This window comes from Polynucleobacter sp. Nonnen-W13 (assembly GCF_018881735.1).
In the GTDB taxonomy this organism is placed as follows: Bacteria; Pseudomonadota; Gammaproteobacteria; order Burkholderiales; family Burkholderiaceae; genus Polynucleobacter.
This window is the reverse complement of sequence record NZ_JACVPU010000001.1, coordinates 963,243-988,087: the sequence shown is the minus strand read 5'-3', so window position 1 is coordinate 988,087 and position 24,845 is coordinate 963,243. Positions and strand designations below refer to the sequence as shown.

General features: G+C 46.1%; 24 protein-coding genes. 6 read left to right on the top strand and 18 right to left on the bottom strand.

All coding sequences use genetic code 11. The features are described 5' to 3' along the window. Positions 1-6: 6 nt before the first annotated feature. Positions 7-897, top strand: a complete 891-nt coding sequence (serB, locus tag ICN27_RS05155; RefSeq protein ID WP_216269191.1) for a phosphoserine phosphatase SerB — start codon at positions 7-9, stop codon at positions 895-897. On the opposite strand, the gene ICN27_RS05150 is transcribed toward serB, so the two are convergent. The 7 genes from ICN27_RS05150 to ICN27_RS05120 all read right to left on the bottom strand — a co-directional run bounded on the left by ICN27_RS05150 (position 894) and on the right by ICN27_RS05120 (position 8,497). After that, positions 894-2,078: an acetyl-CoA C-acyltransferase family protein gene (locus ICN27_RS05150; protein WP_215310210.1), complete on the bottom strand. Its 1,185-nt coding sequence runs from the start codon at positions 2,076-2,078 to the stop codon at positions 894-896. The genes serB and ICN27_RS05150 overlap by 4 nt on opposite strands. A gap of 78 nt (positions 2,079-2,156) precedes the next feature. Beyond that, entirely contained in the window at positions 2,157-3,515 is a 1,359-nt protein-coding gene (gene rimO, locus ICN27_RS05145; protein WP_216269190.1) for a 30S ribosomal protein S12 methylthiotransferase RimO, read from the bottom strand. A gap of 2 nt (positions 3,516-3,517) precedes the next feature. Next, a complete protein-coding gene (gene phaR, locus ICN27_RS05140) occupies positions 3,518-4,078 on the bottom strand; it encodes a polyhydroxyalkanoate synthesis repressor PhaR (protein ID WP_215310208.1) in 561 nt (186 codons plus the stop codon). Positions 4,079-4,194: 116 nt separating this feature from the next. After that, positions 4,195-4,935 carry a 3-ketoacyl-ACP reductase gene (locus ICN27_RS05135; protein WP_215310207.1) on the bottom strand — a complete coding sequence of 247 codons (741 nt, stop codon included), beginning with the start codon at positions 4,933-4,935 and terminating at the stop codon, positions 4,195-4,197. Between the two features lie 21 nt (positions 4,936-4,956). After that, the gene (phaC, locus tag ICN27_RS05130) at positions 4,957-6,591 is read right to left on the bottom strand and encodes a class I poly(R)-hydroxyalkanoic acid synthase (protein WP_216269189.1); all 1,635 of its coding nucleotides are present in this window, start codon (positions 6,589-6,591) and stop codon (positions 4,957-4,959) included. Positions 6,592-6,693: 102 nt separating this feature from the next. Further along, positions 6,694-7,473 carry a peptidoglycan editing factor PgeF gene (pgeF, locus tag ICN27_RS05125; protein WP_216269188.1) on the bottom strand — a complete coding sequence of 260 codons (780 nt, stop codon included), beginning with the start codon at positions 7,471-7,473 and terminating at the stop codon, positions 6,694-6,696. After that, a complete protein-coding gene (locus tag ICN27_RS05120) occupies positions 7,454-8,497 on the bottom strand; it encodes an RluA family pseudouridine synthase (protein WP_216269187.1) in 1,044 nt (347 codons plus the stop codon). Before ICN27_RS05120 ends, pgeF begins: the two co-directional genes overlap by 20 nt. Positions 8,498-8,517: 20 nt before the next feature. Between ICN27_RS05120 and ICN27_RS05115 the strand changes: the two genes are divergently transcribed. Further along, positions 8,518-9,390: an outer membrane protein assembly factor BamD gene (locus tag ICN27_RS05115; RefSeq protein WP_215310203.1), complete on the top strand. Its 873-nt coding sequence runs from the start codon at positions 8,518-8,520 to the stop codon at positions 9,388-9,390. 11 nt (positions 9,391-9,401) lie between these two features. Here the strand turns inward: ICN27_RS05115 and alr are convergent, their stop codons facing one another. Continuing rightward, the gene (alr, locus tag ICN27_RS05110) at positions 9,402-10,502 is read right to left on the bottom strand and encodes an alanine racemase (protein ID WP_216269279.1); all 1,101 of its coding nucleotides are present in this window, start codon (positions 10,500-10,502) and stop codon (positions 9,402-9,404) included. Between the two features lie 73 nt (positions 10,503-10,575). Here alr and lplT point away from each other — a divergent pair, with 73 nt between their 5' ends. Further along, positions 10,576-11,895, top strand: coding sequence for a lysophospholipid transporter LplT (lplT, locus tag ICN27_RS05105; RefSeq protein WP_215310202.1), 1,320 nt, complete (start codon positions 10,576-10,578; stop codon positions 11,893-11,895). 9 nt (positions 11,896-11,904) lie between these two features. Here the strand turns inward: lplT and ICN27_RS05100 are convergent, their stop codons facing one another. The 8 genes from ICN27_RS05100 to scpA are packed head-to-tail and all read right to left on the bottom strand — an operon-like array spanning position 11,905 to position 20,993. Then, positions 11,905-12,459 carry a hypothetical protein gene (locus ICN27_RS05100; RefSeq protein ID WP_216269186.1) on the bottom strand — a complete coding sequence of 185 codons (555 nt, stop codon included), beginning with the start codon at positions 12,457-12,459 and terminating at the stop codon, positions 11,905-11,907. Between the two features lie 2 nt (positions 12,460-12,461). After that, positions 12,462-13,007 (bottom strand): GNAT family N-acetyltransferase, encoded by a 546-nt coding sequence (locus ICN27_RS05095; RefSeq protein ID WP_216269185.1) that lies wholly within the window; start codon positions 13,005-13,007, stop codon positions 12,462-12,464. After that, complete coding sequence (tsaB, locus tag ICN27_RS05090; protein ID WP_216861224.1) at positions 13,000-13,722, bottom strand: tRNA (adenosine(37)-N6)-threonylcarbamoyltransferase complex dimerization subunit type 1 TsaB; 723 nt, start codon at positions 13,720-13,722, stop codon at positions 13,000-13,002. Before tsaB ends, ICN27_RS05095 begins: the two co-directional genes overlap by 8 nt. Before the next feature lie 17 nt (positions 13,723-13,739). After that, positions 13,740-14,204, bottom strand: coding sequence for a VOC family protein (locus ICN27_RS05085; protein ID WP_215310200.1), 465 nt, complete (start codon positions 14,202-14,204; stop codon positions 13,740-13,742). Between the two features lie 7 nt (positions 14,205-14,211). Further along, positions 14,212-16,236, bottom strand: a complete 2,025-nt coding sequence (gene accC, locus ICN27_RS05080; protein WP_216269277.1) for an acetyl-CoA carboxylase biotin carboxylase subunit — start codon at positions 16,234-16,236, stop codon at positions 14,212-14,214. A 26-nt stretch (positions 16,237-16,262) separates the two neighbouring features. Then, positions 16,263-17,795 (bottom strand): acyl-CoA carboxylase subunit beta, encoded by a 1,533-nt coding sequence (locus ICN27_RS05075; RefSeq protein ID WP_215310199.1) that lies wholly within the window; start codon positions 17,793-17,795, stop codon positions 16,263-16,265. Between the two features lie 9 nt (positions 17,796-17,804). Further along, a complete protein-coding gene (meaB, locus tag ICN27_RS05070) occupies positions 17,805-18,830 on the bottom strand; it encodes a methylmalonyl Co-A mutase-associated GTPase MeaB (protein WP_216269184.1) in 1,026 nt (341 codons plus the stop codon). Positions 18,831-18,851: 21 nt separating this feature from the next. Beyond that, positions 18,852-20,993 carry a methylmalonyl-CoA mutase gene (gene scpA / locus ICN27_RS05065; RefSeq protein ID WP_216269276.1) on the bottom strand — a complete coding sequence of 714 codons (2,142 nt, stop codon included), beginning with the start codon at positions 20,991-20,993 and terminating at the stop codon, positions 18,852-18,854. Positions 20,994-21,142: 149 nt separating this feature from the next. On the opposite strand from scpA, the gene ICN27_RS05060 reads away from it, so the two are divergent. After that, complete coding sequence (locus ICN27_RS05060; protein WP_216269183.1) at positions 21,143-21,781, top strand: GntR family transcriptional regulator; 639 nt, start codon at positions 21,143-21,145, stop codon at positions 21,779-21,781. A gap of 84 nt (positions 21,782-21,865) precedes the next feature. Here the strand turns inward: ICN27_RS05060 and ICN27_RS05055 are convergent, their stop codons facing one another. Both ICN27_RS05055 and ICN27_RS05050 read right to left on the bottom strand, forming a co-directional pair. Further along, positions 21,866-22,210, bottom strand: a complete 345-nt coding sequence (locus ICN27_RS05055) for a cytochrome c (protein ID WP_215310196.1) — start codon at positions 22,208-22,210, stop codon at positions 21,866-21,868. A gap of 17 nt (positions 22,211-22,227) precedes the next feature. After that, positions 22,228-22,593, bottom strand: coding sequence for a cytochrome c (locus ICN27_RS05050; RefSeq protein ID WP_216269182.1), 366 nt, complete (start codon positions 22,591-22,593; stop codon positions 22,228-22,230). A gap of 166 nt (positions 22,594-22,759) precedes the next feature. Between ICN27_RS05050 and ICN27_RS05045 the strand changes: the two genes are divergently transcribed. Both ICN27_RS05045 and ICN27_RS05040 read left to right on the top strand, forming a co-directional pair. After that, positions 22,760-23,617 (top strand): MoxR family ATPase, encoded by an 858-nt coding sequence (locus ICN27_RS05045; RefSeq protein WP_216269181.1) that lies wholly within the window; start codon positions 22,760-22,762, stop codon positions 23,615-23,617. Between the two features lie 33 nt (positions 23,618-23,650). After that, the gene (locus ICN27_RS05040) at positions 23,651-24,826 is read left to right on the top strand and encodes a VWA domain-containing protein (RefSeq protein WP_216269180.1); all 1,176 of its coding nucleotides are present in this window, start codon (positions 23,651-23,653) and stop codon (positions 24,824-24,826) included. The last annotated feature ends 19 nt before the right edge of the window (positions 24,827-24,845 follow it).

The window sequence follows — 24,845 nt, the reverse complement described above, 5'->3', positions numbered from 1 at the left end:
CCAACCATGCCTAGTCACCTTACACTTGTCGCCCTTGCTAATGCTGCAATCCCTGCAGAATTAAACATCGCATTGATTGAGCATGCAAAAGTCTTAGGCATTGCAATTGCTCAGGAGAGCATGGCACGCACGGACTCGAAATACTTCACTGCACGCTGGACTTGCTCACAAGCCTTACTTCCGGAAGCAAGGGTTGCCATGCGTGATATTGCTGCTGCACACGATGCGGATTTGGCTTTTCTTTCCTCAGGATTTAATCCAAGTGAAGCGAAAGTCCTGGCTATGGATATGGACTCCACTCTCATCAACATTGAATGCATTGATGAAATTGCCGACTTTATTGGTAAGAAAGCAGCTGTCTCAGAAATCACTGAGGCCACCATGCGCGGCGAGATTAAAGACTTTAAAGAAAGCTTGCGCAGACGCGTAGCTCTCTTGGCTGGAGTATCTGCTGATGTACTTGATTCGGTCTACAAAGAACGTTTACGCCCCAACCCTGGCGCTGCTCAATTACTAGCTGGAGCAAATGCTCGGGGTCTTTATACGCTGCTAGTTTCTGGTGGTTTTACCTTCTTTACCGAGAAGCTACAGCAAGAGTTAGGCTTCAAACAAGCTCAAGCCAACACCTTAGAAATCATTGACGGCAAACTAACGGGTAAAGTCATTGGCCATATTGTTGATGGTGCCGCTAAAAATGCCTTTCTACAACAAGCATGCAGTCTGATGGATTGCCATAAAGAGAACTCCATCACCATGGGCGACGGATCTAACGATCTGCCAATGATGCAGGACTCTGGAATCAGTATTGCTTATAGAGCAAAACCGATTGTCAAAGAAAAAGCCGACGCGGCTTTTGACCGAGTCGGCTTGGATGCTGCCTTACTACTGATTGCTTAAAGGCGCTCAAAAATAGTTGCGATACCTTGTCCACCACCAATACACATGGTCACCAAAGCATATTTACCTTGAACACGATGTAACTCATGGATAGCTTTAGTAGCAATTGCGGCACCAGAGCAACCGATTGGGTGACCTAATGCGATCGCCCCACCATTTACGTTAGTCTTGGCCGGATCTAAACCCAAACCTTTAGTGACGGCCAATGCCTGAGCAGCAAACGCTTCGTTAGACTCAATCACATCGATTTGGTCTAATTTCAGTCCAGCACGCTCAAGAGCAATCTTGGTTGCAGGAATTGGACCTTCACCCATAATGTGATTGGGAACACCAGCAATAGCATAAGAAACTAAACGAGCGATTGGCTTATGACCAGCCTTTTTTGCCGCTTCTGCTTCTGCCAAGACAAAGAAAGCTGCACCATCATTGATGCCTGATGCATTACCTGCTGTAACACTACCACCTTCTTTTTTGAAGACTGCTTTCATCTTCGCTAAAGTTTCCATGGTAGTTTCTGGCTTGCAATGCTCGTCCGTATCAAACACCACATCGCCCTTGCGAGTTTTGATGGTGATTGGAACAATTTGAGACTTAAAACGACCTTCTTTAATAGCGTGTGCCGCACGGCGATGGGACTCGACTGCGAGAGCATCTTGCTCTTCACGGGTGAGCTTCCACTTTTCAACTAGGTTCTCAGCTGTAACACCCATGTGACCAACGCCAAATGGATCAGTCAAAACAGACACCATCAAATCGATCATTTTGGTGTCACCCATGCGCGCACCGCTTCGCATTGCTGGCGAACCATACATGCCGCGTGACATCACTTCAACACCACCACCAACACCGTAATCACAATCACCCAACATAATCGCTTGAGCTGTTGTCACAATCGCTTGTAAGCCAGAGCTGCACAAACGATTCAAGGCCATCGCCACAGATTCCATTGGCAGACCGGCTTGGATAGAGGCTACGCGAGCAACATATGCGTAACGGTTATCAGTAGGAATCGTGTTCCCTACCGTGATGTAATTAATCAATGCTGGATCTACGCCAGAGCGCACTACGGCCTCTTTCATCACAATACCGCCGAGCTCACTTGGCTCAAGGCTACTGAGCGATCCATTAAAGGCGCCAATTGCAGAACGTACAGCACTTAAAACGACGACATCACGACTCATAACAATCCCCTTTACGGTACCTAATTAGGTAAATAGCGGCCACAATAGCAGGCCAAAACACTAGTTTTATTCTAATAGTCAAGTTTCGGCTATTAGGTCATGCCCTTGGGAGCTAATCACCGTTACTTTGATGATTTCGCCAGCGCGGTAGCGCTTAGATGGCTTACTGGGAGGCAAAACCCTCACCAGGCCATCGATTTCAGGGGCATCACCAATAGTTCGGCCTACTCCTCCTGACTCGTCCACCCGATCAATGATGACCTGAATGCGCTTGCCTATTTTTTTAGCAAGTCGCTTGATGGAGATTTCCTCAGCTTTGGCCATAAATCGGGCACGTCGCTCTTCGCGCAATTCATTCGGAACTGGATTATCTAAAGTATTGGCAGTTGCTCCATCTACGGGCGAATAGGCAAAACAGCCTGCACGATCAATTTGAGCTTCATCCAGGAAATTCAATAGGTGCAAAAACTCATCCTCAGTTTCGCCAGGGAAGCCGGCAATAAAAGTACTGCGAATGACTAAGTCAGGGCAAGCTGCTCGCCAAGCCTGAATCCGTTCTAAATTCTTTTCACCACTGGCTGGACGTTTCATCCGCTTCAGAACATCAGGATGCGAATGTTGCAAAGGAATATCCAAATAAGGAAGTACTCCAAAACCGTGATCAGCAAACTCTGCCATTAGAGGCAGGACATCATCGACATGTGGGTATGGGTAAACATAATGCAAACGTACCCAAGCTTGATGCTCTCTCGCAATTTGGTTTAAGGCATTCACCAAATCAAACATTCGCGTCTTAACGGGCTTACCATCCCAAAAGCCAGTGCGATATTGGATATCAACACCATAGGCACTCGTATCCTGCGAAACAACCAGTAACTCTTTTACGCCTGACTCAAATAATTTTTTTGCCTCTAGCAAAACTTCACCAATCGGACGTGAAACTAGATCGCCTCGCATGCTCGGGATAATGCAAAAAGTACAACGGTGATTGCATCCCTCGGATATCTTTAAGTACGCATAATGTTTTGGTGTGAGCTTGACGCCAATCGGCGGCAGCAAATCAGTAAAGGGATCATGCGGCTTGGGGAGATGCAAATGAATAGCTTGCATTACCTCTTGAGTGGCATGTGGCCCAGTAACAGCAAGGACTTTAGGGTGAATGCTTTGAATGAGATCGCTACCATCTGCATTTTTTCGGGCACCCAAGCAACCCGTCACAATCACCTTGCCATTCTCAGATAAGGCTTCACCAATCGCTGCAAGACTCTCCTCTACCGCAGAATCAATAAAACCACAGGTGTTCACGACTACCAGATCGGCACCAGAATAATCTTTGGCGGTCTCATAACCTTCAGCGCTAAGTTGCGTGAGAATGAGTTCAGAATCAACTAGCGCCTTAGGGCACCCTAAGGAAACAAAACCAACTTTACCTGCCACAATTATTCTTTTTCAGTCTTATTGGTTTGCCCAGTAAACGGGAAGCTACTAAACATATTCGGAGAATTTTGCATTTGCTCTTGCATTTTTACGAATAGATCTTTACTTTGCTCCATATAGTTACCCATGAGACCTTGCATCATTGGGTTTTGCAGATTCATCATCTTGGCCCAAGCCTCGGGCGTACTGCCTGCCCCTAAGCCCTCAGTTTGATCGCCCAACTTGTTATGAATGTCCACAAAAGATTGCATGGTCTTTTCAAGATAGCTGCCCATCAAACCTTGCATGGAGTTTCCATAGAAGCGAATGATTTGAGAAAGCATTTGAGTGGAAAAAACTGGGGCTCCACCAGCCTCTTCTTCCAGAATGATTTGCAGCAAGATGTTGCGAGTTAAATCATCTTCAGTTTTTGCATCGACAACACTAAAAGCATCCCCGGCCATCACTAAATTTTTAATATCAGCCAGCGTGACATAGGCACTGGTTTGGGTATCGTATAAACGACGATTGGGATACTTCTTGATTAAGCGGCTATCGCCGGCTTTTTTAGAACGTGTGGCCATGTAGTTTTTTCCTAACTCTTGGTACTGCAATGCAACATCGGCATAGTTTATCCCTAGTTTGAGCTAAAGGTAAATATGCCGATGAGGAGACCACTAAAACTCTATTTTTATGGGATTTAGCCCGTATGCAGACCGCCATTTAAGGAGAAGTCAGCGCCGGTAGCGTAGCCACCGTCAGCAGAAGCAATCCAACAGCAGATCGAAGCGATCTCCTCAGGAGTGCCCAAGCGCTTCACTGGAACACCAGCAACAATCTTTTCAAGCACATCTTCCCGAATAGCTTTGACCATATCGGTACCGATATAGCCAGGAGAAACGGTATTCACTGTTACGCCTTTAGAGGCTAGCTCTTGTGACAAGGCCATCGTAAATCCGTGTAAACCTGCTTTGGCTGTTGAATAGTTAGACTGACCGAACTGACCCTTTTGACCATTAACAGAGGAGATGTTGATGATGCGACCCCAGCCATTATCAGCCATACCATCGACCACTTGCTTGGTGACGTTGAATAAAGAATTGAGATTGGTATCGATCACTGCTTTCCACTGCTCTGGGGTCATTTTTCGGAAAACGCTGTCTTTAGTAATTCCGGCGTTATTCACTAAAACATCGACACGCCCTACCTCGGCCTTGACTTTATCGAATGCAGCAACCGTACTATCCCAATCGGAAACATTACCTTCAGAAGCAATAAAGTCATAACCCAAAGCTTTTTGTTCGCCAATCCAGCGATCTTTGCGCGGAGAATTTGGGCCACAACCAGCGATGACCTTAAAGCCATCCTTGGCAAGACGCTGACATATAGCCGTACCAATGCCACCCATACCACCCGTTACGTATGCAATCTTTTGAGACATGTATTTCCCCTTATGAAAATATTATTGAGCAGCTGCGCTTACTTTTTCTTTCACGTACTTACCAGGCGCTGCTTCTAGTTTTTTGTAGCGTGCATTACCAAACGTTTTGCTAGCCTTTACTTTTTTGCCACCAAACTCTTCCAACCATTTAGCGTAGTTAGGCCACCAACTACCCTTAATATCTTTTGCTGCAGCTAACCACTCATCCGCAGACTTGGCCAATTTATTATTTTCGAAATAATGGCGCTTATTTTTGGCTGGCGGATTAATGACTCCGGCAATGTGTCCAGAGGCGCCCAGGACAAATCGGTTTTTGCCCTTCAATATATGAGTAGATTCATAGGCAGATTTCCAGGGCACGATGTGATCATCATGAGATGCATAGATGTAGGCTGGAACAGTAATCTTGCCTAGGTCCACTTTTTCTCCACAAACGGTGAGCTTGCCGGGTTTGATTAATTCATTCTGCAAATAGGTGTGGCGTAGATACCAGCAGTACATTGGGCCTGGCAGATTAGTTGAGTCACCATTCCAATAGAGCAAATCAAACGGCGGAGGTGAATTACCTTTTAAGTAATTCTCCACAACATAGTTCCAGACTAGGTCATTAGGACGAAGGAATGAAAAAGTATTGCCCAAATCTAAACCAGACATCATGCCAAATTGACCGCCTTCACCACCAATGGTGCTCTCACGTAACTTCACCATACCTTCGTCAATGAACACATCCAAGATGCCGGTATCACTAAAGTCCAATAAGGTCGTGAGCAAAGTTAAGCTGGCAACGTAATTCTTTTTCCGCGCCGCTAATACTGCCAAGGCGGTAGAAGTTAAGGTTCCACCAACACAAAACCCGAGTACGTTAATTAAATCTGTGCCACCAATATCTTTGGCAACCTCAATAGCCTTAATGACGCCATCACCTACATAGTCATCCCAAGTAATTTTGGACATCGAGGCATCTGGATTTTTCCAAGAGACCAAGAAGACGGTATGACCTTGCTCAACCATGTAACGTACGACCGAGTTATCCGGTTGCAAATCTAAGATGTAATACTTGTTAATGCAAGGAGGCACCATTAAGTATGGTCGCTCATACACTGTTTCGGTTAACGGTGTGTACTGAATTAATTCAAAGAGATCATTGCGAAATACCACTTGACCTTCAGTTGTTGCAATATTCTTGCCGACTTCAAAAGCACTTTCATCCGTCTGAGAAACTTTCCCTTTTTTCAGGTCGCCAAGCAAATTCACAATTCCGTTTTGAATAGACTGGCCTTGTGAACTAATAATGTTTTCAAGAACTTCAGGATTAGTTGCAATAAAGTTTGATGGTGACAAGGCATCAATCATTTGCTCCGTAGTGAATAAAATCTTGGTCTTGGTTTTTTCATCCGCATCAACTGCTTTAGCAAGCGCAAGCAAATGCTTGGAATTCAGCAAATAGGTTGCTGCAATCATCTTGCTCCATGAGGAATGCCAGGCTTTGCCGGAGAAGCGCCGATCTTTTACTTCGACAGCTTCAGGATTAGTTGCAAGATGGGAGAGCTCGGTGAAGTATTCTTTTTGGATTTCCGCTAAGCGTTCTGGAGGAATTAACGCCATATGGTGCGGGGCCAATGATGGCGCTACACCTGTATTCATGCCTGCAAACATAATGATCTCGTAAATTTATTAAGACCATTCTCCATCTATCAGGCTGGAAGGGTTATACGCACTAACCCTAGCCCTAGAGCTAAGCTAGTAATAACCCCAAGATTAAGGGCGATTAGAGATCCAAATGAGTGAGGCAAAGCGTCCCGTGACCTTATCCCGGCGATAGGAAAAGAAGTTCTCCGAATCACTCACGGTACAAAACTCACCACCCTCGATTTGCTCTATACCTATTAAACGTAAGCGATCTCTTGCGAGTAAATAGAGATTAGCCAAGTACTTTCCCGGAGTCTCGACAATGGGAATGAAGGCCTTAGATAAGACGCCTTGATCCTGCTGGGCAAAGGCTTTTAAAACATCTTCACCCACTTCAAATGCGCTAGGCCCAATTGCTGGACCCATCCACGCACTGATATCACTTGTCCTGAGGCCTGGAGATAATGCAATCATTTGATCGACGGTTTTTTCCAGGATGCCGCCGCTCAAGCCGCGCCAACCAGCATGAGCCGCCCCAATGACATCACCATTCCTGCTTGCAAATAATACGGGCATGCAATCCGCAGTGAGAATGGCAAGCACCTCATTTGGAATATTGGTGACAGAGGCATCGGCCTCAAACGGCCCATTACCCAAAGCACTCCTCGAGGCTGGAGTACTCACTGTGACGCCATGAATCTGTTTAAGCCAAAGTGGCTCGGCAGGCAGCGCTGAGCTAAGGATGCTGCGGTTTTGTAGAACATCTGATGCATGGTCGCCCGCATTAAGCCCTAAGTTAAGGCTATTAAATGGTGCTTTACTCAGGCCACCCTGACGGGTGGTGCAAAAAGCCTGAATTTGCTGCGACACAGTCCAGCTTGGCTCGATCTTATGGAGCGCGTTGATCATTTTTAATGGAGGCCATAAGAGCCTCTTCTTTTGGCAAGTCGGCTTCCGTCATGCCAACGAGGGGCAATAAATCGATCAAATCTTGGGGAGGCAATCTAAACCAGGTCATCACTTCTTGAGTTGATGGGTGCTGCAGACTTAAGGCATAAGCATGTAAGGCCTGGCGACTAAAAGGCAATGATTTGGCTGCTCCAGGAGTCCTCTTGCGGTAGACCGGATCACCTAAAAGAGGGAAACCCAAAGACTCTAGGTGAACCCGAATTTGATGAGTGCGGCCAGTTTCTAGGCGGCACTCTAGTAAGGCAACTGAACTTTGGGCAAAGTTGCCCTTGGCTAAGCGCCGAAATAAGGTAGCTGCAGGTTTACCTTGAGCGGCACCGGCAGCCATTTTGAGTCGATCACGCTGATCTCGGCCAACGGTCGCCAGTACCTTGCCTTGAGAGGGAGCATCACCCCATACCCAAGATAGGTAACGCCTCCCAACTGTCCGCTCTTGAAGCTGTCTTACCAGCGAGGTTTGGGCAATATCTGTTCTAGCAACCACCATGAGTCCAGAGGTATCTTTATCTAGACGATGGACAATGCCTGCTCTTGGAAGCTGCTTTAACTCCGGAAAGTGATACAGCAAAGCATTTAATAAGGTACCAGTCCAATTACCTGCGGCGGGATGCACCACGAGTCCTGCAGGTTTATTGAGCACAATAATAGAGTCGTCATAATAAACAATATCAAGCGGGATGTTTTCAGGAGAAAACGCGAACTGTTCAGGCATTTCTTGTGGAAATACCTTAATACTCTCGCTCCCACGAAGTAAATGGCGGACTTTAGTGACTTTTCCGTCTACTGTTACCGCCCCAGCTTCAACCCAAGATTGGAGTCGGTTACGGGAATAATCAGGCAAAGCGCCACCAAGAAACTTATCCAAACGCTCGCCACTGACCTCAGGGGGAACTTCTAGGGCTATGAAATCCTCATCATCGATATAATCAATGGGATTCGAATCGGGAGTATGCGGCAATGCCACGCTTAAAGAGCCTTTTAGTTATGTCGGACGTTATTACAGACGCCAGTTTAAGGCTTGCCGCCACCCTTGGGTCATCTTCCAGAAAATCCTTTATCTCTATCCTGGTTAGCGCTAGCGCCACTTGTCTTGTCCTGAGCGGATGTGCAGGCAGTGACGGCCAAAAGGATGACACTGATATTTGGTCGGAAACAAAACTGTATTCCGAGGCCAATGAGAAACTAAAAGATGCAGACTATGCAAAGTGCGGCAAGTATTTTGAAAAACTAGAAGGTCGCTTCCCTTTTGGTCCCTATTCTCAACAAGCACAAATCAATGCCGCCTTCTGCTATTGGAAAGCACAAGAGCAAGCCCAAGCCCAAGTTGCCATCGATCGATTTATCAAGCTGCATCAAGGCAGTCCCAACTTAGATTACGGCTACTACCTCAAGGGCTTAATTAGCTTTAATGACGATTTAGGTTGGCTCGGTAAATTTACAGGTCAAGATTTAAGTGAGCGTGATCCAAAGGCAGCTAAAGAAGCTTTTGAGTCTTTTAAGGTTGTTGTTGAGCGTTTTCCGGATAGTAAATATGCGCCTGACTCTTTAGATCGGATGCGCTATATCGTGAATTCATTAGCAGAGGCAGATGTTATTGTGGCTCGCTTCTACTATCAACGTGGCGCCTACTTAGCTTCTGCCAACCGAGCTCAGCTCGTGATTCGGGACTATGATCGCGCACCAGCTGTTGAGGAAGCCCTCTACCTACTTACCAAGTCTTATGAGAAGCTGGGCATGACTGATCTCAGCAATGACGCAGCACGCGTATTTAAATTGAATTTTCCCGATAGTCAAATGATGTTGACCGGTCAACGCGTTCAAAAAGAACGTCGCTGGTGGCAGATCTGGAATAAGTAAGGCCGGCGGCTTCACTCAGTTAGCACTGGCACCCGCTGCGCCAATGCGCAAATCAATTCATAACCAATGGTGCCGCTCATCTGGGCCACATCATCCACCGGAACTTCATTACCCCAAAGCTCCACCACACTGCCTATTTTGGCATTAGGAGCCTCGCGTAAATCGATCGTCAACATGTCCATGGAGACTCTTCCAACAATCGGACAAATAACACCATCACCCTGAGCATCGGCATTTTCAACCCAAACTGGCGTGCCATCTTCCGCATGACGTGGATATCCGTCAGCGTAGCCACCAGCAATCACTCCAATGCGCATATCTTCTGGAGCTTCATAGCGACCACCGTAACCTACATGATCACCCTTCTTTAGGTTTTGGATATCGATGATTTCACTACGCAAACTCATTACCGCCTGAAATTCAGAGCGAACGATATCGGCATGCACCCCTGTTGGTGAAACGCCGTATAGCAAAATGCCGGGACGTATCCAGTCTCCCAAGGCGTTGCGATGCCAAAGGATGGCGGCTGAATTAGCCAAGGAAGAAGGTGCCTCGAGACCTTCGGTAGTTTGATTGAAGCATTCCATTTGCTCACCGACCGAGGGTGAGCGCTCAACCTGATCCGCATTAGCAAAGTGGGTCATATGATGCAAATGGTAACCGGCAGCATGCAAACGATGAAAGGCAGTACGGTATTGCTCTGGCCTGAAACCAAGACGATTCATTCCAGAATTGAGCTTCAGAAAAACATTGATTGGGCGACCCGAATGATTTTCAAAGCTTTCCAGCCAGAGGACCTGTTTCTCGCTATGAACCACCAAGTCACATTGCAGCTGAATTACTAGCTCAAGCTCCTGCTGGCTAAAAAGACCCTCTAGCAAGAGAATGCGGCCTTCCCAGCCATGGCCTCTTAACCATTGCGCATCTGCAATATCTAGTAAGGCAAAGCCATCTGTGGATTCCAGCCCCTTAAATGCAGCTTCCAGGCTGTGGCCATAAGCTTTTGCCTTCACAACAGACCAGATTTTAGATTCTGGGGCAAGCTCGCGAATACGGCCTAAATTATGTCGAAAGGCATCAGTGTGTATAGTTGCCACAATAGGCCTATTAATAATGCGGTTAGCCGACAGACTCATTTACACCCTCCTTTCATGTTTTAATTACTGCAATGACTAGATTGTACGAATGAACCGTAGTTTTTACATCATTATGGCGGCGCAATTTTTTTCGTCGCTTGCTGATAACGCATTGCTGATCGCAGCAATCGCCCTCCTGGTCCAGCTCAATGCTCCGGCCTGGATGACTCCTTTACTCAAATTATTCTTTGTTCTCTCTTATGTATTGCTGGCAGCCTTTGTGGGGGCTTTTGCTGACTCACGCCCCAAGGGTAATGTCATGTTCATCACCAATACGATTAAATTTGTCGGTTGTGTAGTCATGCTGTTCGGTAGTCACCCCTTATTAGCCTATGCGATTGTGGGTTTAGGTGCTGCCGCCTACTCTCCTGCCAAATACGGCATCCTCACAGAATTACTCCCACCTGAAAAGCTGGTAGCAGCTAATGGCTGGATCGAGGGTCTTACGGTAGGCTCCATCATTATGGGTACAGTCCTTGGTGGAGTCTTGATAAGCAAGTCCGTATCTGAAAGTCTCCTGGGATTTGACATGCCCGTGCTAGAAACTGGCATCGATACCGCGGCAGAATCCGCCATCATGATCATCATGATGATTTATGTACTAGCAGCACTCATTAATTTACGCATCCCCGATACTGGGGCTCGTTACGAATCACAAAAAACCAATCCAATCGAGTTAATAAAAGATTTTGCTGTCTGTTTTAAGACACTTTGGGATGATCGTCTTGGTCAAATCTCATTGGCGGTGACCACTCTGTTTTGGGGGGCTGGCGCCACTTTGCAATTTATTGTGATTAAGTGGGCTCAGGTGGCTCTTCATATGACCCTATCCCAAGGGGCCATCCTCCAAGCAATTTCTGCATTTGGGGTTGCCGGAGGAGCCGTTTATGCTGCTTGGCGCATACCCCTCAGAAACTCACTAAAGGTTCTTCCTTACGGCATTGCCATGGGTTTAGTTGTTTGTGTCATGGCGATCTATAACTCGGATATGCTGCCTAACATTACCGTCTTGACTGTCGGAAAGTTCGAGCTTTCGCTCAAATTGCTGCCAGCATATTTCTTATTAATCTTGGTGGGCTGGTTAGCGGGCTATTTTGTAGTACCCATGAACGCACTGCTTCAGCATCGTGGGCATGTATTGATGTCTGCAGGTCACTCGATTGCAGTTCAAAACTTTAATGAAAATATTTCTGTTTTGATGATGTTGCTAATCTACTCCGGTTTGATTTGGTTGGATGTTCCAATTCAAGCGGTCATTATTGGCTTTGGGGTAGCGGTTAGCGCAATTATGTGGCTCGTAATTAAACGTCATGCTGCCAATCAAGCTGAATACGACTCCATGCATTTAATTGGTGAACACAAGCACTAAGCCTAGGGCCTAGATATTTTGCAATACTGACTTAGCAAGCAGTAGATCTTGCCAAAACAGTGCTTTATCCTTTGGCCTAGACAGCAATTGACTTAATTCAAAGGTAGCGATCAGTGGTAGATCTTCTGCCCCATCAGCGTTAACTGCTAAAACAGTTTCGCGAAGCTCTGGTAGAGCATCACGTTCACCAGATAATTTTTGTGTGGCAGCGCCACCAAACGCTAGAGCAACTATGGGTGTTCCATCTTGCGGCAATAGCTCGGGATTGAATTTATCTGCAGGATTTTTCCAAGACCACTCTTGGGGAGTTAGACCAAGAGCCCGAATGGTATTGAGAAAAAGGACTTCTGCATCACCCTGAGGTTTATTACCAAAAAACCACCATATTCCTAATGCGTGACGCTCTTGTGCTTCTGTAACAACTGGCGATGTAGGAGCAGCCCCGCCAACTTGATCATCACTAATCTGGGTACCAAGCATCGCTTGAACATGCTCTGGAGAGGCATCACGGGACGTCCACTCGGTGATACCCATTTCTTTCAGAAAGATGGAGTTTGTACTCATATTCATGCTTCAAGCTTAATCGATTTAGCCAAAACTAGTGCATCTTCACGTAAGCCATTGATAACATCGACTGGATAATAGCTTTTGCGCAAACCAATCTGCTCATACCCAAGGCTTCGATAGAGTTGAAGGGCTGATTCATTGCTGGGGCGAACCTCTAAAATTATTCGGGGCATATTTTGCTGTGCAGCAACACCCTCAATTGCATTCATCATTTTTACGCCAATACCTAAGCGACGTAATTTGGGTGAAACGGTAATATTTAGAAGATGCAACTCATCAACAGCAGGAAACAAGATGCAATAAGCCCAAAGAATCTCTGGGTCTAAATAACTGCCTTTTACCGCATCTGATAACTGAGGCCTTACACAATAAGCCCAATGACCTGCAGCCAATGAGTCTGAGAAATTGCCCTTAGTCCATGGGTGAATGTGAGAAACAGATTCAATAGCTAGCACCGAATCTAAATCCGCCTCAGTCATGGGCAGAAATGAAAGCTCCGAAACACCCTCACTATTTGATTGAGCAGATTTGAGGCTATCAGCCATGTTGAAGACTACGCTCTATAGAAGTCAGAGCTACCTTATTGCGAATGTATAGCGGCTCCAGTAAATGAACATCTTCTTGCATACCCTTGCTCCACATATCTTGGGCACAAGTTAAAACACCTAAGGCGTTAACCCCGATCGTTGAATCGAGATGAGTGCCGGCCAATATCCTAGGAGTACTTGCAAACAGACGATCGCCAAACTCAGCAATGGCACTACCCGCTACAAAATCAATTTGCGTAAGCTCAACTCCCTCTGGAGCAGTCAGATGAATATCACCCTGACGCGCAGGCAATCGTGTTATTCCAACTCGATAGCTGGCCCAATAAACCTCTTCCATGCGAGCGTCAACAGCAATTACAAAAGACTGAGCACCAGATGCAATAAATGCAGAGGTTTGAACCAACTGACTAGCAATGGCATCTAGACTGGCAACGGGATGCACTGGCAAGCGAGCTGCTGTTGCTAAGCCCTGAACAGCTGCAACGCCGAGTCGGACACCTGTAAAAGCTCCAGGACCGACTCCGATCGCTATACCATCGAGGTCGGCAAGTTCGATCGACGCTTCAGACAACAACTCTTGAATCCAAGGTAATAAAAGCTGGCTAGCGCCGGCCGACACTTTTTGGTGACGAACTATTGGCGCAGCATCGTTTAAAGATAAAGCCACCGAACACCAAGCTGATGAGGTGTCGATGGCCAAAATATGGGTCAATTGGAACTCTCTTGATCTTATGAACGCAGACCTGCAATGATATCTGGTGGCGCCTGAACAAGCTCAATTAATACTCCCTCGCCGCATAAAGGAAACTCTTCATTACCTTTGGGATGCACAAAAGTAATGTCATAACCAGCGGCACCTTTACGTATTCCACCAGGAGCAAAGCGAAGACCTTGGGCGGATAACCATTCAACCGCTTTAGGAAGGTCATCAACCCATAAACCAATATGATTAAGAGGTGTTTGATGAACAGCAGGCTTCTTTTCAATATCAAATGGTTGCATCAAATCAACTTCAATCTCATGGGCTCCTTTACCTATAGCGCAAATATCTTCATCCACGTTTTCACGCTCAGATACAAAAGTACTTTTGTATTCAAAGCCTAATAAGTCAACCCAAAGCTTACGTAGACGATCCTTATCCTCGCCGCCAATAGCAATTTGCTGAATCCCCAATATCTTGAATGGCTTAGTCATGACTGTCCTATTCAAAGCGAATAATCAATTGATCAACCGCTAAGCTTTCGCCAACCTTTGCGCAGATTTCAGCAACAACACCATCTTGCACGGCAACTAGTGTATTTTCCATTTTCATTGCTTCAATAGCGGCCAATTTTTGACCAGCAGTCACAGACTCGCCAACCTTAACGGAGATGTTGGTTAATAAACCAGGCATTGGAGACATTAACAATTTTGAGGTATCTGGTGGAACTTTAACCAACATACGGCGCTGAAGCTCCGCACCAAGAGGACTTAGCACCATACACTCGTAATGTGCGCCATCTAAAACCAAAGCATATTTCACACCCTTACGCTCTACCTGTGCAGTAATTTTGTGCGTGCCATTAATGGTTGCGCGCAAACATATTTCGCCTGGACGCCATTGGCTAACGATGTTGTAGCGACTAACATCGCCTCCTTCTTCAATGTAAACAGAATAAATACCATCTTTCAGCTCAACCCAGATAGGAATTTCTTTGATCTCTTCGCTTGAGCCTACGCGTGATCCAGTAACGACTACAAACCTCTTTGCAATCGTCATTTCATGACCAACTAACTGGCCATCAATCATTTTGATGTGTTCAAGGTAGCGATAGCGCATGAATGCCGCTAAAGCAGCCAAACGCTGAGGATCAGCTGGTTGAACAGAATCCTTTTTGAAACCGTCTGGATACTCTTCAGCAATAAAGCCAGTAGTAAAGTCTCCAGATACAAATCGTGGGTGCTGCAATAATGCTGCTTGGAAAGGAATGTTGGAGTGAATTCCACGAATGACGAAATCGTTTAGTGCAGCGCGCATCTTCTCAATTGCCTCAGAACGATCTTTGCCGTGCACAATTAATTTGGCAATCATGGAGTCGTAATACATCGGAATTTCACCGCCCTCATAAACACCGGTATCTACACGTACGCCATCTTGCTCTGCTGGCGGACGGTATTTCACTAGGCGCCCAGTAGATGGCAGGAAGTTACGAAATGGATCATCCGCATTAATACGACACTCCATAGACCAACCATCTAGCTTAATATCTTCCTGCTTAAATGCCAGCTTTTCGCCAGCGGCTACACGAATCATCTGCTCAACTAAATCGAGACCAGTAATACCTTCAGTCACTGGATGCTCAACTTGTAAGCGGGTATTCATCTCGAGGAAGTAGAAAGACTTATCTTTGCCCACTACAAACTCTACAGTGCCAGCAGATTGATAGTTGACAGCCTTCGCTAAAGCAACGGCTTGCTCACCCATAGCCTTACGTGTTGCAGGATCAATAAATGGAGACGGCGCTTCTTCAATTACTTTTTGATGGCGTCGCTGAATAGAGCAATCACGCTCACCGAGATACACGATATTGCCATATGAATCCCCAAGCACCTGAATCTCAATATGACGAGGGCCTTCAACGAATTTTTCAATAAAGACGCGGTCATCACCAAAGCTATTGAGAGCTTCAGTACGGCAGGCTGTAAAGCCTTCAAAAGCCTCTTTATCGTTAAAAGCCACGCGTAGCCCTTTACCACCACCACCTGCTGAAGCCTTAATCATGACGGGATAGCCAATGCCTTGAGCAATCTTGACAGCATCTTCAGCTTTTTCTATAGCCTCATTAAATCCTGGAATCGTATTGACCTGAGCTTCTAATGCGAGCTTTTTCGAGGCAATTTTGTCGCCCATTGCTGCAATAGACTGATGCTTAGGGCCGATAAAAACAATCCCCTCTTCTTCACAACGACGTGCGAATTGCTCATTCTCGGATAAGAAACCATAGCCTGGATGCACTGCCTCTGCGCCAGTATCCTTACAAACTTGAATGATGCGATCCATCACTAGATAGGATTCACGCGATGGTGCAGGCCCGATACAAACTGCTTCATCAGCCATCTGTACATGACGCGCTTCTTTGTCAGCTTCAGAGTAGACGGCAACTGTCTTAATGCCCATCTTTTTGGCAGTTTTCATCACACGGCAAGCAATCTCGCCACGGTTAGCAATCAAAATTTTCTTAAACATTTTTGTAGTCATGATTTTTTGGCGCCTTAAAGGGGGATATTGCCGTGTTTGCGCGCTGGATTTGTGAGCTCTTTATCTTTGAGCATTGCCAAAGATCGTGAGATACGTTTACGTGTTTCATGAGGCAAGATCACATCATCTATATAGCCACGACGACCAGCTACAAATGGATTGGCAAACTTGGCTTTGTACTCAGCTTCCCGAGCCGCAATTTTTGCCGGATCAGATTTTTCTTCGCGGAAAATGATTTCAACGGCTCCTTTAGGGCCCATTACTGCAATTTCAGCTGACGGCCAAGCGAAGTTCACATCGCCACGTAAGTGTTTTGAGGCCATCACATCATAGGCGCCACCGTAAGCCTTACGAGTAATTAAAGTAACCTTCGGAACAGTGCAATCCGCGTAGGCATAGAGTAACTTTGCACCATGCTTAATGATGCCGCCATACTCCTGAGATGTGCCCGGCATAAATCCAGGCACATCAACTAAAGTGACTACTGGAATATTGAAAGCATCGCAAAAGCGAACGAAACGTGCGGCTTTGATGGATGCCTTGATATCTAAACATCCGGCTAAAACTAAAGGCTGGTTTGCGACGATACCAATCGAGCGACCTTCCATACGAGCAAAACCAATCAAGATATTTTTAGCATAATCTGGCTGGAGTTCAAAGAATTCACCATCATCGACAATTTTCCCGATCAACTCTTTCATATCGTAAGGCTGATTAGGATTACTTGGCACCAATGTATCGAGCGAGAAATCAGGCTGCTCGGTACGTTGCGCCCCATTGATCATGGGCGGCTTTTCACGATTAGATAATGGTAGATAGTTAAAGAAACGACGAAGCATCATGATGGCATCAACGTCATTATCAAAAGCCAGATCGCAAACTCCTGAAATAGTTGAATGAGTTATTGCGCCACCGAGCTCCTCAGCAGTGACATCCTCATGCGTCACCGTCTTCACGACTTCTGGACCAGTCACAAACATATAAGAACTATCTTTGACCATAAAGATGAAGTCTGTAAGTGCAGGTGAGTAAACAGCACCGCCCGCTGAAGGGCCCATGATCAAAGAGATTTGCGGAATCACGCCCGAAGCAGTGACATTACGCTGGAAAATTTCAGCATAGCCACCTAGGGAAGCAACGCCCTCCTGAATCCGCGCGCCACCAGAATCATTTAAGCCAATAACAGGTGCGCCCACCTTCAGTGCCTGATCCATGATCTTACAAATCTTCTCCGCATGGGCCTCAGAAAGCGAGCCTCCCAAAACAGTAAAATCCTGTGAGAACACAAAGACCAAGCGGCCATTAATCATGCCGTAGCCAGTAACAACGCCATCTCCTGGAACAGTCTGATCAGCCATACCAAAGTCATGGCAACGATGCTCGACGAACATATCCCACTCTTCAAAAGTACCGGCATCTAGCAATAGCTCAATACGCTCGCGTGCAGTTAACTTACCTTTAGAGTGTTGAGCGGCAATACGCTTTTGCCCGCCACCTAATCTGGCAAGCTCACGCTTTGCTTCAAGCTGTTGAATGATTTCCTTCATAACTACTCCTTAGAAAAATTCGTGGCCCATTGCCTCGAGCAAACGTCTTGCGGCAACCGAGGCGGCCATAGTCCCTTGATTTACCTCAGCGCTCAAACTAGGCAAAAGTGCTTGTACTGCTGGGTGGTTCTGAAAAGCATTCTTGAGGCCTGCATCGATCCGATCCCACATCCAAGCCCCTGCTTGTTGCTTGCGACGAGATGCTAATTGACCATTGGCATTTTGTAGTTTCTGAAAATGCTGAATTTTTTCCCATAGCTCAGGAACGCCATTGCCCTCTAGAGCACTCAAAGTCATGACGGTCGGATGCCAATACTCCGCATGATGCGAGGCATGGTCAGGATTACCTTGAAATCCCAATAGTCGCAAAGAGCTAGTGATAAATAATTGTGCACGCATGGCGGCATCGGGATCGATATCCACTTTATTAATCACTATCAGATCAGCAATTTCCATCACACCTTTTTTAATTGCCTGAAGATCGTCGCCTGCATTAGGTAGTTGCAACAAGAGAAACATATCCGTCATACCAGCAACGGCAATTTCACTTTGACCCACGCCTACGGTTTCCACAATGACAATGTCAAAGCCTGCGGCTTCGGCAACCAACATCGCCTCTCGAGTTTTCTCGGCTACGCCACCCAATGTGCAAGATGAAGGGCTCGGACGAATAAAGGCGTTATCCAGGACAGATAATCTCTCCATACGAGTCTTATCACCCAAAATAGAGCCGCCCGATAAGCTTGAGGATGGGTCAATAGCCAGAACCGCAACTCGATGGCCTTTAGCGATTAAATCTAAGCCTAGCGTTTCGATGAGAGTGGATTTACCAACACCAGGTACACCGGATATACCCAATCGAAACGACTTGCCTGTTTTTGGTAATAAAGTATTGAGAACCTCATCAGCACGATGACGATGATCCATACGGGTGGATTCAAGCAAAGTAATGATCTTAGCCAATGCTCGGCGCTGCGCCGATGAGGGCGCACCAGTGAGATCATTCACTAAGGCTTGGTCTACTGCATTGAGCATGCCGATTTCTTTTATATAAAGTTAATCAGGTTTTACAGATTTACGAATCTGCTCAAGCACATCCTTAGCAGATGCTGGAATCGGAGTTCCTGGACCATATATGCCTTTGACCCCAGCCTCATATAAAAACTCATAATCTTGCCTTGGAATGACTCCGCCTACGAAGACGATGATGTCATCAGCGCCCTGCTTTTTCAATTCAGCAATAATGGCAGGAACCAAAGTCTTATGACCTGCTGCAAGAGTGGAAACCCCTAAAGCATGGACATCATTCTCAATGGCTTGACGAGCACACTCTTCAGGAGTTTGGAACAAGGGTCCAATATCTACGTCAAAACCTAAATCAGCAAAGGCCGTAGCAACCACTTTAGCCCCGCGATCATGGCCATCCTGACCAAGCTTAGCAATCATGACACGCGGACGACGACCAAAGTCTTTTGCGAAATCGGCGATCTCGACTTTCAATTTATCCCAGCCTTCGGCTGAGTCATAAGCAGCTGCATACACACCGGTCACCTTTTGAGTATCGGCGCGATGGCGCCCGTAAACTTTCTCCAATGCATCAGAAACTTCACCAACCGTAGCGCGCAAACGGATCGCCTGCACAGCCAACTCCAATAGGTTGCCAGTATTTTCTTCTGCGGCTTTAGTCAATGCTTCTAATGAGGCTTCTACTTTCTTAGAATCGCGCTTCGCCTTGATGTCTTTTAAGCGAGCAACTTGGCTTTCTCGAACCTTGTCGTTGTCAATCATCAAAACATCAACCAAGTCTTCTTTTCCAAGCTTGTATTTATTGACACCTACAATCACATCAGAACCTGAGTCAATCTTTGCTTGTTTTTCAGCCGCCGCCGCTTCAATCTTGAGCTTAGCCCAGCCACTCTCGACAGCCTTAGTCATGCCGCCCATAGCATCGACTTCTTGCACGATCTCCCAGGCTTTATCAGCCATCTCTTGCGTAAGACTTTCCATCATGTAAGAGCCAGCCCATGGATCGATCACGCTAGTGATATGAGTTTCTTCCTGCAGAATTAATTGAGTGTTACGGGCTATACGGCTAGAGAACTCGGAGGGCAATGCAATCGCTTCATCAAAGGAGTTGGTATGTAACGATTGCGTGCCACCAAATACAGCGGCCATTGCTTCAACTGTGGTGCGCACAACGTTGTTATACGGATCCTGCTCAGTTAAAGACCAGCCGGATGTTTGGCAATGCGTACGCAGCATCAACGACTTTGGATTCTTTGGCTCGAAGGACTTCATGATGCGCCACCAGAGAAGACGTGCAGCCCTTAACTTAGCAACTTCTAAGTAAAAGTTCATGCCGATAGCAAAGAAGAATGAGAGGCGCCCAGCAAAGCCGTCTACATCCAAGCCTTTTGCCAAAGCGGTTTTGACATACTCTTTACCGTCAGCCAATGTAAACGCTAATTCGAGAACTTGATTTGCGCCTGCTTCTTGCATGTGATAACCCGAAATCGAGATCGAGTTAAATTTCGGCATATGTTTAGCGGTGTATTCAATAATGTCACCGATGATGCGTATGGATGGCTCTGGCGGATAGATATAGGTATTGCGCACCATAAACTCTTTCAGAATGTCATTCTGAATCGTGCCTGATAGCAACTCTTGCTTAACGCCCTGCTCTTCACCGGCAACAATGTATCCAGCTAATACTGGCAATACTGCCCCGTTCATCGTCATCGAAACAGATACTTTGTCTAACGGAATCCCATCAAACAAGATTTTCATGTCTTCCACTGAGTCAATCGCAACGCCTGCCTTACCAACATCACCAGTCACGCGTGGATGATCAGAGTCGTAGCCACGATGAGTAGCCAAGTCGAAAGCAACAGAAACTCCTTGGCCACCTGCATCCAGCGCCTTGCGATAAAACGCATTGGACTCTTCTGCAGTTGAGAAACCAGCGTATTGGCGAATGGTCCAAGGACGCACTGAATACATGGTTGCTTGTGGCCCACGTACGAATGGCTCAAAGCCTGGTAATGAATGTGTGTACTGCAGACCCTCAGTATCTTGAGCTGTGTATAAAGCCTTTAGGTGAATACCGTCCGGCGTTTGCCACCCCAATTTATCAACATCACCATTCGGCGCTGACTTTTGGGCGGATTTTTTCCAAGCATCTAAATCCGAATCTGGCACATTGGGCCAAGTATTGGATGAATTCGATGCAGACTTATTCTCACTTGTACTCACAAAGCACTCCCGGTTGGCTTTTTACATCATCACTAATCTTGTAGGGCTATTTTGCTTGACTTTTTTTGATTTGTCTAGATACTGTATACATAATTATGAATACAAAACTAATTAATAGACCACTATATGAAGATGTTGCCGAACGATTGCGCGCGCAAATCTTCTCCCATGAATTAGCCCCGGGAAGTTGGCTAGATGAGCAGAGCCTAGCGGCTGCCTTTGGAATTAGCAGAACGCCCATGCGAGAGGCCATTAAGGTACTTGCTTCAGAAGGTCTGGTAATTAGCAAGATGAACAAAGGCTCATATGTCACCGAGGTTGATCGGCGTGATTTAGAGCAAATCTTTACTGTTCTCTCCCTATTAGAGGGCCAGGCAGCTAAAGAAACCGCAATAAAGGCTACCGAAGCAGAGCTGACCCAATTAGATGACCTGCACCACCGGCTAGAAAAGGCTGCAGCAGATCGAGATATCGAGCAGTTTTTTGAATTTAATGTCAAATTTCATGAATTGATCCAAGAAATCGCAGGAAATAAGTGGATGAACGGGGTGATTGATGACCTGCGTAAGGTGCTCAAACTCCAAAGGCGTGACTCTTTAAGTAGAGGGGATCGCCTTTTAAGCTCACTGCTTGAACATCGGGAAATTCTTCAGGCCATTCTCAAAAGAGATCCCATAGCGGCGGAGATGGCTATGCGCAATCACCTTGCTAGAGGGCTTGAGGCTACAAAGTAAGAGATGCACTACAAAAGCCATAAAGAACAAAGGCTTAGGTAATTAACCTAAGCCTTTTAAAGAAAATCTAGCTAAGTCAGAAAGTTACTTTTTGATAACAAAGTTTCCTGGCAATTTAGCGATATAAGCAGCCATGTCGTGAAGATCGGCATCGCTGTATGGCTTAGCTTGAGAAGACATTACCGCATTATTACGACCAAACTGTGGATTAGAGCCCCCGACCTGGTAAGCACGCAAAGCGTAATAAAGGTAATCAGCATGCTGACCAGCTAACTTTGGATAAGCAGGCAAGATCGGCGCATTGAGTCCGGCACCATGGCAGGAAGCACAGTTGCCCTTCTCTACTAGTGCTTGGCCTTTTTCGACGTTAGCTGCTTGAGCCAAGCCAATGCTAGATAACAACATGGCGGTAATTAGTGCGAATTTCATAAACATGCCTCTAAATATCACTTCAATGGGTTATTTGGTGAGCTGGCAGTTTGCGCAGCATAGTATTCGCCGAGATCAGCCATGTCCTGATCAGACAGGCTACCCGCAATCGAACGCATCGTTGGATGCTTTCTTTCACCTTTCTTGTATGCCGCTAAGGAGCTGGCAATGTAAGCGGCATTTTGACCACCAATCATTGGCACTTTATAAACCAAAGGATAGTCAGCGCGGTAGTCGGGGATAGCGTGGCAACCAATACAAAGCCAAACCTTGCCCTGTCCAGCTTGGGCAGAGCCTTTAACGTCTTGAGCTTGAGCAGAGAATCCAGCAAAGGCCAAACCAGCACAGAGGGTCAATTGGGAAAGAATGAGGTGTTTTTTCATAGAAATCATCGGTAACTTGTTTGATTCAAATCAATTTGGAGAGAGTATAGCGGAGACGAGCCAAGACACCCTGTTTTCACCCCTTGAAATGATTAAAAACACTGAAAATACGGACTGTATTACCTATACTTGACGGCTATTCACAGACAAATTGATTGCCCCCACCATGACTAAGAACCAATCCCGCTTCGATGGCTCCCAAAGCTATGTGGCTACAGATGACTTGAAATTGGCTGTCAATGCCGCGATACAACTTCAGCGCCCCCTTCTAATTAAAGGAGAGCCCGGAACAGGCAAAACTATGCTGGCCGAGGAAGTCGCTGCAGCCCTAAACATGCCTCTAATGCAATGGCATATTAAATCGACCACCAAGGCTCAACAAGGTCTTTATGAATACGATGCCGTCAGCAGACTAAGAGACTCCCAACTTGGCGATGAAAAGGTGAATGACATTCGCAATTACATTGTTAAAGGCGTTCTTTGGCAAGCATTTGAAGCGGATGAACCTGTTGTTTTGCTAATTGATGAGATTGATAAGGCCGATATTGAATTTCCAAACGACCTCTTACGAGAAATTGACCGTATGGAGTTTTACGTATATGAAACTCGTGAGTTGATCAAAGCGAAGCACCGCCCTCTTGTCATCATCACCTCAAATAATGAAAAAGAATTGCCCGATGCATTTTTGCGTCGCTGCTTCTTTCATTACATCTCTTTTCCAGACGCAGGAACAATGCAAAGCATTGTTGATGTCCACCATCCGAACATTCAGCAAGAATTGTTAGAGGCTGCACTCCAATCTTTTTATCAAATCCGCTCTTTACCGGGCTTAAAGAAGAAGCCCTCCACTTCTGAGCTCATCGATTGGTTAAAGCTATTGCTTGCGGAAGAAATTCCTGCTGAGGCTCTCCATAGTGGTGATGACAAAATAACGATTCCCCCACTGCATGGTGCGCTTCTCAAAAACGAGCAAGACATACACCTCTTTGAGCGTTTAGTCATGATGAACCGCAATCATCGCTAATTTCACGGGCCGATATTTTTCGATAGCCCAATTATGTTGATTCAGTTCTTTCTCAATCTCAAAGAAGCCAAGGTACCGGTTTCCGTTCGGGAATTTTTAACGCTGCTAGAAGCTCTAAAGGAAGGTGTTATTGAACCCTCGATTGATGAGTTTTACCAATTGGCCAGGATGACCTTAGTCAAGGATGAGCAGCACTTTGATCGCTTCGATCAAGTCTTTGGCTCCTACTTCAATGGTGTAGAGCAAATCATGGCCTTAGCCCCTGATATCCCTTTGGACTGGCTTGAGAAAAAATTGCAACGCGTATTAACCGAAGAAGAAAAAGCGGCGCTCAAAAAACTGGGTGGGCCTGAAGCTTTACAAAAGCGCCTTCAAGAGCTTTTAAAAGAGCAAAAAGAATGGCATGGTGGTGGCAATAAATGGATTGGTGCAGGTGGTTCATCTCCGTTTGGGCATAGCGGCTACCACCCAGAGGGCATACGCATTGGTGGCGAGAGCGCGGGCAATCGTACAGCCATCAAAGTGTGGGAAGCCCGAGAATTCAAAGACTACGACAGCGATCTTAGTTTGGGAACACGTAATATCAAAATGGCTTTACGGCGCTTACGTCGTTTTGCCAGAGAAGGCTCGAATCTAGAGTTAGATCTTGATAAAACGATCCACTTTACTGCTGCAAATGCAGGAATGCTCGATATTCAAATGCGCCCTGAGCGTCACAACCAAGTTAAAGTCTTGTTACTGATGGATGTGGGCGGATCGATGGATGATCACATTGCGCGCATCTCTGAATTATTTACAGCCGTCAAAACAGAATTCAAACACCTGGAGTATTACTACTTTCATAACTGCGTATATGAACATCTCTGGCAAAGTAATCGCCGCAGACGCGATCAAGTCACCGCAACCCAAGACATCATTAATAAATATGGTCCAGATTACAAGCTCATTTTCATTGGAGATGCGACCATGTCTCCTTATGAGATTCTGAGTCCCAATGGATCGGTTGAGTACAACAACCGGGAAACTGGTGCATCGTGGATTAATCGCCTCATTGATCACTTCCCTCACTTTGCCTGGCTCAACCCAGAGCCAGAATCCGTTTGGCAATATCGACAATCGATCGATATCATGAAAGGTCTCATGAAAGACCGTATGTATCCGGTGACCTTAAATGGTCTCGAGAATGCCATGCGTCAACTATCCAAGTAATCCAGTAAGATTTACATCA

Excerpts from the sequence above, each read along its gene's own strand:
- ICN27_RS05050 (WP_216269182.1), bottom strand. The coding sequence starts at position 22,593 with ATGAAAAAACACCTCATTCTTTCCCAATTGACCCTCTGTGCTGGTTTG.
- meaB (WP_216269184.1), bottom strand. The coding sequence starts at position 18,830 with ATGCTCAATGCAGTAGACCAAGCCTTAGTGAATGATCTCACTGGTGCG.
- ICN27_RS05150 (WP_215310210.1), bottom strand. The coding sequence starts at position 2,078 with ATGAGTCGTGATGTCGTCGTTTTAAGTGCTGTACGTTCTGCAATTGGC.
- ICN27_RS05040 (WP_216269180.1), top strand. The coding sequence starts at position 23,651 with ATGTTGATTCAGTTCTTTCTCAATCTCAAAGAAGCCAAGGTACCGGTT.
- ICN27_RS05100 (WP_216269186.1), bottom strand. The coding sequence starts at position 12,459 with ATGAGTACAAACTCCATCTTTCTGAAAGAAATGGGTATCACCGAGTGG.
- phaC (WP_216269189.1), bottom strand. The coding sequence starts at position 6,591 with ATGTTTGCAGGCATGAATACAGGTGTAGCGCCATCATTGGCCCCGCAC.
- ICN27_RS05135 (WP_215310207.1), bottom strand. The coding sequence starts at position 4,935 with ATGTCTCAAAAGATTGCATACGTAACGGGTGGTATGGGTGGCATTGGT.
- ICN27_RS05115 (WP_215310203.1), top strand. The coding sequence starts at position 8,518 with ATGTCGGACGTTATTACAGACGCCAGTTTAAGGCTTGCCGCCACCCTT.
- ICN27_RS05085 (WP_215310200.1), bottom strand. The coding sequence starts at position 14,204 with ATGACTAAGCCATTCAAGATATTGGGGATTCAGCAAATTGCTATTGGC.
- serB (WP_216269191.1), top strand. The coding sequence starts at position 7 with ATGCCTAGTCACCTTACACTTGTCGCCCTTGCTAATGCTGCAATCCCT.
- ICN27_RS05060 (WP_216269183.1), top strand. The coding sequence starts at position 21,143 with ATGAATACAAAACTAATTAATAGACCACTATATGAAGATGTTGCCGAA.
- accC (WP_216269277.1), bottom strand. The coding sequence starts at position 16,236 with ATGTTTAAGAAAATTTTGATTGCTAACCGTGGCGAGATTGCTTGCCGT.
- lplT (WP_215310202.1), top strand. The coding sequence starts at position 10,576 with ATGAACCGTAGTTTTTACATCATTATGGCGGCGCAATTTTTTTCGTCG.
- pgeF (WP_216269188.1), bottom strand. The coding sequence starts at position 7,473 with ATGATCAACGCGCTCCATAAGATCGAGCCAAGCTGGACTGTGTCGCAG.
- ICN27_RS05075 (WP_215310199.1), bottom strand. The coding sequence starts at position 17,795 with ATGAAGGAAATCATTCAACAGCTTGAAGCAAAGCGTGAGCTTGCCAGA.
- phaR (WP_215310208.1), bottom strand. The coding sequence starts at position 4,078 with ATGGCCACACGTTCTAAAAAAGCCGGCGATAGCCGCTTAATCAAGAAG.
- ICN27_RS05045 (WP_216269181.1), top strand. The coding sequence starts at position 22,760 with ATGACTAAGAACCAATCCCGCTTCGATGGCTCCCAAAGCTATGTGGCT.
- ICN27_RS05095 (WP_216269185.1), bottom strand. The coding sequence starts at position 13,007 with ATGGCTGATAGCCTCAAATCTGCTCAATCAAATAGTGAGGGTGTTTCG.
- ICN27_RS05055 (WP_215310196.1), bottom strand. The coding sequence starts at position 22,210 with ATGAAATTCGCACTAATTACCGCCATGTTGTTATCTAGCATTGGCTTG.